The 10,446-nt window shown below is 62.1% G+C and carries 8 protein-coding genes; all 8 read left to right on the forward strand.

The features are described from left to right. Positions 1-340 precede the first annotated feature (340 nt). The 8 genes from AC07OV_RS30275 to AC07OV_RS30310 all read left to right on the forward strand — a co-directional run bounded on the left by AC07OV_RS30275 (position 341) and on the right by AC07OV_RS30310 (position 10,291). On the forward strand, positions 341-622 hold the full coding sequence (locus tag AC07OV_RS30275) for a peptidylprolyl isomerase (RefSeq protein WP_010210937.1): 282 nt from the start codon (positions 341-343) through the stop codon (positions 620-622). Positions 623-752: 130 nt separating this feature from the next. Beyond that, the gene (locus tag AC07OV_RS30280) at positions 753-2,615 is read left to right on the forward strand and encodes an extracellular solute-binding protein (RefSeq protein WP_494999027.1); all 1,863 of its coding nucleotides are present in this window, start codon (positions 753-755) and stop codon (positions 2,613-2,615) included. Further along, positions 2,615-3,676 (forward strand): microcin C ABC transporter permease YejB, encoded by a 1,062-nt coding sequence (locus tag AC07OV_RS30285; RefSeq protein ID WP_495093594.1) that lies wholly within the window; start codon positions 2,615-2,617, stop codon positions 3,674-3,676. The genes AC07OV_RS30280 and AC07OV_RS30285 overlap by 1 nt, the downstream gene beginning before the upstream one ends. Next, a complete protein-coding gene (locus AC07OV_RS30290) occupies positions 3,676-4,698 on the forward strand; it encodes an ABC transporter permease (RefSeq protein ID WP_495093595.1) in 1,023 nt (340 codons plus the stop codon). The genes AC07OV_RS30285 and AC07OV_RS30290 overlap by 1 nt, the downstream gene beginning before the upstream one ends. Before the next feature lie 10 nt (positions 4,699-4,708). After that, positions 4,709-6,280: an ABC transporter ATP-binding protein gene (locus AC07OV_RS30295; RefSeq protein WP_495093596.1), complete on the forward strand. Its 1,572-nt coding sequence runs from the start codon at positions 4,709-4,711 to the stop codon at positions 6,278-6,280. 142 nt (positions 6,281-6,422) lie between these two features. Then, positions 6,423-7,829, forward strand: a complete 1,407-nt coding sequence (locus AC07OV_RS30300) for a sigma-54 interaction domain-containing protein (protein ID WP_494999029.1) — start codon at positions 6,423-6,425, stop codon at positions 7,827-7,829. A 289-nt stretch (positions 7,830-8,118) separates the two neighbouring features. Continuing rightward, a complete protein-coding gene (locus AC07OV_RS30305) occupies positions 8,119-9,510 on the forward strand; it encodes a GntP family permease (protein WP_494999030.1) in 1,392 nt (463 codons plus the stop codon). Between the two features lie 7 nt (positions 9,511-9,517). After that, the gene (locus tag AC07OV_RS30310; RefSeq protein WP_046034061.1) at positions 9,518-10,291 is read left to right on the forward strand and encodes a 3-hydroxybutyrate dehydrogenase; all 774 of its coding nucleotides are present in this window, start codon (positions 9,518-9,520) and stop codon (positions 10,289-10,291) included. Positions 10,292-10,446: the final 155 nt, after the last annotated feature.

Genomic DNA, 10,446 nt, shown 5'->3' on the forward strand with positions numbered 1-10,446 from the left:
TTTGCTTACTTTGGGCTGGGCCGGCATTCCGGCTTTTCCAAAGTGAGCCGCCGTAAGGGCGGAACCATAAGCCGCCACTACCGAAAAAACGGATATGTACTCCGACCAAAAAGCTCCAGCGCCCTACACATAGCCATCGCCGGCAAGCCGGCTCCTACCAGCCAGATCCTGATGAGGCAATGCTATCGCCTTCGGGAGCAAGCCCCCTCCCACAGGTTCGGTACACCCTCCAACGTTGTAGGCAAGCCAAAGGCCGCTCAAACAATCCATGGGAACTTTGCCAGGAAATAACCGCCTGAATCCGGTAGGCTCACCCTTTTTACTCAAGGAGTTACTCCCCATGGCCAAAGCCACCGCCCGTCACATCCTCGTTTCCACTGAAGACAAGTGCAACGAACTCAAGGCCCAAATCGAAGGCGGCGCCGATTTCGCAGAGATCGCCAAAGCCAACTCCAGCTGCCCTTCCAGCCGCGACGGCGGCAACCTGGGTTCGTTCGGTCCAGGCCAGATGGTCAAGGAATTCGACACCGTCGTGTTCAGCGCCCCGGTCAACACCGTGCAAGGCCCGGTGAAAACCCAGTTCGGTTACCACCTGCTGGAAGTCACCAGCCGCCAGGACTGATCCTGTCTGCATTGATGCTATAAACAACGGCCCGCCCTCTGGTGGGCCGTTGTGCATGTGATGACTGGCGACGCTCACGCCGTTAGCGTACAAATCCTTATTCCTGTTCACCCGGCGCTCAAGGCTGATAATGCGATTGGCTTTTTCCATCCCCCTGCTCAGCTCTGCCCTGGCCCTGCTGTTGGCCAGTTCGGCCGTGATCGCGGCCCCGCAGACTTACCTCACGGTATACGGCGAACCGGCCAAGTACCCCGCCGGTTTCACCCATTTCGACTATGCCAACCCCAACGCCCCCAAGGGCGGCAGCCTCAAGCGCTCCGCCATCGAGATCGGGCGTTTCGACCACGTGCTGCCGTATATCGACAAAGGCATCGGCGTGTCCCAGGTCGACGGCTGGCTGTATGCGCCCCTGGCCCAACGCTCCCTGGATGAGCCCTACACGGTGTACGGCCTGGTGGCCGAAAAAATGGAACGCGCCGACGACGGCCTGTCGCTGCGCTTCTACCTGAACCCCAAGGCACGCTTTGCCGACGGCACGCCCATCACCGCCGAAGACGTGCGCTACAGTTTCGACCTGTTGATGACCCAGGGCAGCCTGCGTTTCCGCACGCTGTTCGCCGACGTCAAGCACGTCGAGGTCGAAGGCGAGCGCCAGGTCCGCTTCGATTTTTCCAGCAACGAGAACCGCACCCTGCCCCTGGATATCGCCACCCTGCCGGTGTTCCCCGAGCACTGGTGGAAAACCCGCGACTTCGCCAACGGCGGCGGCTATGAAGCCCCCCTCGGCAGTGGCCCCTACACGATCAGCAAGATCGATTCCGGCAGCACCATCACCTTCACCCGCGACCCCAACTGGTGGGGCAAGGACCTGCCCGTCAGCCGTGGCCTGTACAACTTCGACCACCTGAGCCTGGAGTACTTCGGCGACACTGAAGTGGCGCGCCAGGTGATCCGTGGCGGCGCCTACGACTTCAACCGCGAGTTCTCCGCCACCGGCTATTCCATCGGCTACAACGGCCCGGCCCTCGATGATGGCCGCCTGCAACGCGACCACCTGGCCAAAGAGATGCCGCAGCCGGCCCAGGGTTATGTGTTCAACGTGCAAAAACCGATGTTCAAGGACCGCCGCGTGCGCCAGGCCCTGGCGATGCTGTGGGACTTCGAGTGGGCCAACCGGCAGATGATGCGCAATATGTACATCCGCCAGCAGAGTTTCTTCTCCAACAGCCCGCTGGCTGCCAGCCAACTGCCGACCAAAGAAGAGTTGGCCATCCTCGAACCGCTGCGCGGGAAGATCCCCGACGAGGTGTTCACCCAGGTGTTCAAGGCGCCCGTCACTGACGGCAGCGGCATGATTCGCGATAAACAATTGCAAGCCCTGGCGCTGCTGGAGCAGGCCGGCTGGAAACCCAAGGGCGACAGATTGGTGAACGCCGACGGCGAGCCGCTGGAGTTCACCTTCCTCAATGCCCAGGCCGGCATGGAACGCCTGTTGCTGCCGTACAAACGCAACCTGGCACAGATCGGCATCACCCTGAATATCCGCCGCATCGACTCGTCGCAATACGTGAACCGGATCATGGCGCGTGACTACGACATGATCGTCATCGGTTTCCCGGTCACCACTTCGCCGGGCATGGAGCTGTACAACTACTTCGGCTCGGCGGCCGCTTATGACCCGGGCGCCAACAACTACATGGTGCTCAAGGATCCGGCCGTCGACAGCTTGATCCAGGGCCTGGTCAAGGCCAACACCCAGGCGCAGATGCTCACCTACGCCCATGCGCTGGACCGGGTGCTGCAATGGAATTACCTGTGGATTCCCAACTACTACCCACCCGGCACCTCCGCTGCCTGGTGGAACCGCTTCGGTCGCCCGGCCGTTGAAGCCAAGAACGACGAAGCCCTGGAAACCTGGTGGGAAATCAGCCCAGTGCCGCTGACCAATGAACAGATGCAAGCCGAGCTGAAAAAACGCGGAGGGCCCCGCTGATGTTTGCCTATATCGTGCGGCGTTTGCTGCTGATCATCCCGACGCTGGTGATCATCCTGCTGGTGAATTTCGTGATCGTGCAGGCCGCTCCCGGCGGCCCGGTGGAACAGGCCATCGCCCACCTGCAAGGGATCGGCGGCGGTGGCGTCGGCGGCTCCGGCGGGGACGGTGCCGGCACGGGGTCCCGCGCCAGCCGTGGCCTGGACCCGAAACTGATCCAGGACATCAAAAAACAATACGGCTTCGACAAGCCGGCACCGGAACGCCTGTGGCTGATGCTCAAAAGCTACGCAAAGCTGGATTTCGGCAACAGCTTCTTTCGCGGCAAGACGGTGATCGACCTGATCCTGGAAAAAATGCCCGTCACCATCTCCCTGGGCCTGTGGGCCACCTTAATCACCTACCTGGTGTCGATCCCGTTGGGTATCCGCAAGGCGGTACGCCATGGCAGCAGCTTTGACGTGTGGAGCAGCACCGCCATCGTGATCGGCTACGCGATGCCGGCGTTTCTGTTTGCGATGTTCCTGATCGTGGTGTTTGCCGGTGGCACGTCGTTGAACTGGTTCCCCGTGCGCGGGCTGGTCTCGGAAAACTTCGAAGAACTGAGCACCGTGGGCAAGGTCGCCGACTACTTCTGGCACCTGGTATTGCCGGTGACGTCGCTGGTCATCGGCGGGTTTGCGACCTTGACCATCCTCACCAAAAACTCGTTCCTCAATGAAATCACGCGCCAGTACGTGGTGACCGCCCGCGCCAAAGGCTTGAGTGAGCGCCGTGTGCTTTATGGCCATGTGTTTCGCAACGCCATGCTGCTGGTGATTTCCGGCATTCCCCAGGCGTTTATCGCGGTGTTCTTCGCCGGCTCCTTGCTGATCGAGGTGATCTTTTCCCTTGATGGTCTGGGGCGCATGAGCTACGAGGCCGCCCTCTCCCGGGATTATCCGGTGGTGTTCGGCTCGCTGTTTATCTTCACGTTGTTCGGCCTCTTGATCAAACTCATCGGTGACCTCTGCTACACCCTGGTGGACCCGCGTATCGACTTCGCCGCGAGGAACGCCTGATGCTCAATTTGTCTCCTGTGGCGCGTCGGCGTTTCGAACGGTTCAAGAAAAACCGCCGCGGCTGGTGGTCGCTGTGGATGTTCATCGGCCTGTTTATCCTGACCCTGGGCGGCGAGCTGATCGCCAATGACAAACCCCTGGTGCTGAGTTTCAAGAACGAGCTGTATTTCCCGGTGTTCAAGCGCTACACCGAGCAGCAGTTCGGCGGGCAGCTGCCATTCCAGGCCGACTACCGCAGTGACTACGTGAAAAAGCTGATCGAACACGACGGCGGCTGGATGTTGTTCCCGCCGATCCCCTTCAGTGAAGACACGCCCAACTACGAACTGACCCGCCCTGCCCCCAGCCCGCCGTCGGCGGTGAACTGGCTGGGCACCGATGACCAGTCGCGGGATGTGCTGGCGCGGGTGATCTTCGGTGCGCGGGTGTCGATCCTGTTTGCCCTGGCACTCACCGCCATCAGCGCCGCCATCGGTGTCGCGGCCGGCGCGCTGCAAGGCTATTACGGCGGCTGGGTGGACTTGCTCGGCCAGCGCGTACTGGAAGTGTGGTCTGGGCTGCCGGTGCTGTACCTGTTGATCATCCTGTCGGGGTTCGTGGAACCCAACTTCTGGTGGCTGCTGGGGATCATGGCGCTGTTTTCCTGGCTGGCCCTGGTGGACGTGGTGCGCGCCGAGTTCCTGCGCGGGCGCAACCTGGAATACGTCAAGGCGGCACGGGCCCTGGGCCTGGGCGATGGCAAGATCATCCGCCGGCACATCCTGCCCAATGCCATGACCGCCACCTTGAGTTACCTGCCGTTCATCTTGACCGGGGCGATTTCCACCCTGAGCGCCCTGGATTTCCTTGGCTTTGGCATGCCCGCCGGCAGCGCGTCCCTGGGCGAACTGATCGCCCAGGGCAAACAGAACCTGCAAGCGCCCTGGCTGGGCCTGACGGCGTTCTTCACACTGGCGCTGATCCTGTCGCTGCTGGTCTTTATCGGCGAGGCATTACGTGATGCCTTCGACCCACGCTCATGAGTGACCGCCTATGAACCTGATCGAAATACGCGACCTCAGCGTCGCCTTCAGCGGCCAGACCGTGGTGCGGGACCTGTGCCTGGACGTGCGCCCCGGCGAGTGCCTGGCGCTGGTGGGCGAGTCCGGCTCGGGCAAGTCGGTGACGGCCCACTCGATCCTGCAATTGCTGCCGGAAGCCGGCACTGCAACCACCGGCTCCATCAAGTACCGCGGCCAGGAGTTGATCGGCGCATCGGCCGCCACCTTGCAGAAGCTGCGGGGCAACCGCATTGCGATGATCTTCCAGGAGCCGATGACGTCCCTGAACCCCTTGCACAGCATCGAAAAGCAGATCGGCGAAACCCTGCTGCTGCACAAGGGCCTGGGGGGCAAGGCCGCCCAGGCGCGCATCCTCGAACTGCTGGAACTGGTGGGCATTCAAAAACCCCAGGAACGCCTCAAGGCTTACCCGCATCAACTCTCCGGTGGCCAGCGCCAACGGGTGATGATCGCCATGGCCCTGGCATGCGAGCCGGAGTTGCTGATCGCCGACGAGCCCACCACCGCGCTGGACGTGACGGTGCAGCGTAAGATCCTGCTGTTGCTCAAGTCGTTGCAGCAACGCCTGGGCATGTCGCTGCTGCTGATCAGCCACGACCTCAACCTGGTGCGCAGCATTGCCCAGCGGGTGTGCGTGATGCGCGCCGGCGAGATCGTCGAGCAAGCCGACTGCCAGGCCCTGTTCGATGCGCCGCAACACCCTTACAGCCGCCTGCTGCTGGACGCTGAACCGGCAGGCGAACCGTTGTGCAGCGACGTCCACGAGACGGTGTTGCAGGTGGACGACCTGACCGTGCAGTTCCCGTTGAGCAGCGGTTTGTTCCAGCGCAAGACCTACCTGCGCGCGGTGGATGGCATCAGCCTCAGCGTGCAGCGTGGCAAGACCCTGGGGATTGTCGGCGAGTCCGGCTCGGGCAAGTCCACCCTCGGCCAGGCGATCCTGCGCCTGCTGGATTCCACCGGCAGCATCCGTTTCCAGGGCGAGGCCCTCGACCCGCTGAACCACCAGCAGATGCGCCCGTGGCGCAAGCAGATGCAGGTGGTGTTCCAAGACCCTTACGGCAGCCTCAGCCCACGCATGTCAGTGCAGCAGATCATCAGTGAGGGCCTGGAAGTGCATGCGCCGTGCAGCCTGGCCGACCGCGACGCCCAGGTGATCCAGGTGCTCAAGGATGTGGGCCTCGACCCTGAGAGCCGCCATCGCTACCCCCATGAGTTTTCCGGTGGCCAACGCCAACGCATCGCCATCGCCCGCGCCCTGGTGCTCAAACCAGCGCTGATGCTGCTGGACGAACCCACCTCGGCCCTCGACCGCACGGTGCAGAAACAAGTGGTGGCGTTGTTGCGGGAGCTGCAGGAAAAGTACGGCCTGACCTACCTGTTTATCAGCCATGACCTGGCGGTGGTGCGCGCGATGGCCCATGACATGATCGTGGTCAAGGACGGCAAGGTGGTGGAGCGTGGCGCGAGCCATACGGTGTTCGAAGCCCCGCAGCATCCGTACACCAAAGAGCTGCTGGCTGCCGCGCACATTCCCTTGTAAACGCTTGCCCCTGTGGGAGCTGGCTTGCCTGCGATAGCGGTCTATCAGTACCGAATATACCGACTGACACACCGCCATCGCCGGCAAGCCGGGCGCCTACAGGACCGTATTCCAATTTTGATTTTGTGTTGACGGCATAACTATGAACATCACCGAAAGCCTCAAGGACTACCAGCAGGTTCGCGGCCTGGCCATCCAGTCGCTGTTCGAGATCATCGAGCAGTCCAGCGAAGGCACGGTGATTGTCGATCGCGACGCCAATATCGTCTGGATGAACGAGCGCTACGCCAAGCGTTTCGGCCTCAAGAGCGCTGACGAGGCGATTGGCCAACCTTGCGAGCAGGTGATCTCCAACAGCCTGTTGCGCCAGGTGGTGCGCAGCGACCAGCCGATCCTGCTGGATATCCAGGACACGCCCAAAGGCCCGCTGGTGGTGATGCGTCTGCCAATCCACGACGATGCCGGTGCGGTGATCGGAGCGATCGGCTTTGCGTTGTTCGACGAGCTGCGCAACCTGTCGCCGTTGATCGAGCGCTACCTGAGCATGCAACAGGAACTGGCCTCGACCCGCTCGCTGCTGCGCTCACGGCAGAGCAAGTACAACTTTGCGCACTTTATTGGCACCAGCGCGGCCAGCCTTGAAGTCAAGCGTCGCGCACGGCGCAGTGCGAGTGCCGAATCGCCGGTGTTGCTGCTGGGGGAAACCGGCACCGGCAAGGAGTTGCTGGCTCAGGCGATACACGGCGCCTCACCGCGTGCGCACAAGGCTTTTGTCAGCATCAACAGCGCGGCTATCCCGGGCGATCTGCTCGAGGCCGAGTTCTTTGGCACCGCGCCCGGCGCGTTTACCGGCGCCGACCGCAAGGGCCGTCCCGGCAAGTTCCAGATCGCCCAGGGCGGTACGCTGTTTCTTGATGAGATCGGCGACATGCCCCTGCCGCTGCAAAGCAAACTCCTGCGGGTGTTGCAGGAAAAGGAGTTCGAGCCCGTGGGCTCCAACGAGATGCTGCACAGCGACGTGCGGGTGATTGCCGCCACGTCCATGGACCTGGAAGCGGCGATCAAGCGTGGCGAGTTCCGTGCCGACTTGTATTACCGGCTGAATGTACTACCCATCCACGTACCGCCCTTGCGTGAACGGCTGGAAGATATTCCGGCGCTGAGCGAGGCGATCCTGGAGGAGCTGCGCAGCCAGCATGAACTGGACCGCGAGGCCTTGGCGCTGCTGGCACAACACGCGTGGCCGGGGAACATCCGCGAGCTGCGCAATGTGCTGGAGCGTGCGGCGCTGCTCAGTGATGACCTGGTGTTGAATGCCGAGGAAATTCGCGCTGCCATCGGCACCTTCACGCCGGTGGCGCGTACGACGGTGGCGCCGGTAGAGGGCGAAAGCTTCAACGCGGCGCGGGAGCGGTTTGATCGGCAGGTCATTGCAGCGGCGTTGCAGGCCTGCGAGGGAAATGTGGTTGATGCAGCCAAGCGCTTGGGGCTTGGACGGTCGACGCTGTACAAGAAGATGGTGGCGCTGGGAATCGCCCAATCTCATTAAAGAGACATAAATCTCAATTTAAAGACAATCCAATGTGGGAGCTGGCTTGCCTGCGATAGCGGCCTGTCTGTTGGCCAATGGTCAGCTGAACCACCGCTATCGCAGGCAAGCCAGCTCCCACCCCAAAACTTCATTTGTCTCCAATTTGAGATTCTATCCAGAATCGCCATCCAAAAAATACAAAATATCTTTATATTTCAATAACTTATTATTATTGGCACGCATCTCGCTATAGCCCTCCCCACAGCAACACCCCCACAAAAATAACAATCCGATTTGGAGACACACCATGAGTGTGATCATTGCCCTGGCAGCCCTCGCGCTGTTGATGCTGGCAGCCTACCGTGGCTATAGCGTTATCCTGTTTGCCCCCATCGCCGCCCTCGGCGCTGTCCTGCTCACCGACCCGTCTGCCGTGGCGCCCGCCTTTACCGGGGTGTTCATGGAGAAGATGGTCGGTTTTATCAAACTGTATTTCCCGGTGTTCCTGCTCGGCGCGGTGTTCGGCAAGCTGATCGAGCTGTCGGGCTTTTCCCGTTCCATTGTGGCCGCAGCGATCCGCCTGCTGGGCACGCGCCAGGCCATGCTGGTGATCGTGCTGGTGTGCGCCCTGCTCACCTACGGCGGCGTGTCGCTGTTTGTGGTGGTGTTTGCGGTGTACCCGTTTGCGGCCGAGATGTTCCGCCAGAGCAACATCCCCAAGCGCCTGATCCCGGCGACCATCGCCCTCGGTGCGTTCTCGTTCACCATGGACGCCCTGCCCGGCACGCCGCAGATCCAGAACATCATCCCCAGCACCTTCTTCAACACCACCGCCTGGGCCGCGCCTTGGCTGGGCCTGATCGGCACGATCTTTGTGTTCTGCGCCGGCATGCTCTACCTCGCGCGCCAACGCAACAAGGCGCAGCGCGCCGGTGAAGGGTATGGCACCGAGCTGCGCAACGAACCGGAAACCGCCGACAACCTGGCGCTGCCCAACCCGTGGGTGGCGCTGTCGCCGCTAATTTTGGTGGGTGTGATGAACCTGCTGTTCACCCACTGGATCCCGCAGTGGTACGGCAAGACCCACAGCCTCGCGCTGCCCGGCATGAGCGCGCCGGTGACCACTGAAATTGCCAAGCTCACCGCAATCTGGGCGGTGCAGGCCGCGTTGCTGGTGGGCATCTTGATGGTGCTGGTGTTCGGCTGGTCGGCCATCAAGAGCAAGCTCGCCGAAGGCAGCAAAAGCGCGGTCAGCGGTGCGCTGCTCGCGGCGATGAACACCGCCTCGGAATACGGCTTTGGTGCGGTGATCGCCTCGCTGCCGGGCTTCCTGGTGCTGGCGGACTGGCTCAAGGGCATCCCCAACCCGCTGGTCAACGAGGCGATTACCGTGACCCTTCTGGCCGGTATCACCGGTTCTGCATCCGGTGGCATGAGCATCGCCCTGGCGGCCATGTCCGAAAGCTTTATTTCGGCGGCCCATGCGGCCAATATCCCCCTTGAAGTGCTGCACCGCGTCGCGGCCATGGCCAGCGGCGGCATGGACACCCTGCCCCACAACGGCGCGGTGATCACGCTGCTGGCAGTCACCGGCCTGACGCACCGCGAAGCCTACAAGGACATTTTCGGCATCACGATCATCAAGACCCTCGCGGTGTTCGTGGTGATCGGTACTTTCTACGCCACCGGCATTGTGTGAGGTTTGTATGACGACGTTGAATGGCAAGACCGCCCTGGTCACTGGCTCCACCAGCGGCATCGGCCTGGGGATTGCCCTGAGCCTGGCCAAGGCCGGCGCCAATCTGATCCTTAACGGCTTCGGCGACGCCAGCGCGGTGATTGCCCAGGTGCAAGCCTTTGGCGGCAAGGTCGGGCACCACCCGGCCGACGTCAGCGACCCGGCGCAGATCGCCGACATGATCGCCTACGCCGAGCGTGAGTTCGGCGGCGTGGACATCCTGGTCAACAACGCCGGCATCCAGCATGTGGCGGCGGTGGAAGACTTCCCGGCCGAACGCTGGGATTCGATCATCGCGATCAACCTGTCGTCGGTGTTCCACAGCACGCGTTTGAGCCTGCCGGGCATGAAGGCCAAGGGCTGGGGGCGCATCGTCAATATCGCCTCGGTGCATGGCCAGGTCGGTTCGGTGGGCAAGGCGGCGTACGTGGCGGCCAAGCATGGCGTCATTGGGCTAACTAAAGTGGTGGGCCTGGAGACGGCCACCAGCAACGTCACCTGCAACGCCATCTGCCCGGGCTGGGTGCTGACGCCGCTGGTGCAGAAGCAGATTGATGACCGCGCGGCCAACGGCGTCGACCCGCAGCAGGCGCAGCATGATTTGCTGGCGGAGAAGCAGCCGTCGCTGGAGTTCGTGACGCCGCCACAGTTGGGTGAACTGGTGCTGTTCCTGTGCAGTGAGGCTGGCAGCCAGGTGCGGGGTGCGGCGTGGAACATTGATGGCGGTTGGTTGGCCCAATAGATCAAACACAGGAGATCGAATGTGGGAGCTGGCTTGCCTGCGATGGCGGTATATCAGAAACAAATTAGCCAACTGACACACCGCTATCGAGCGCGCCCGCTTCCTGGCCCTGCTGGCCTACACCGACAGCCACGGCCGCTGAGACCGGGCAGTCG

It is taken from the genome of Pseudomonas sp. GW821-FHT09A09 (assembly GCF_059418405.1).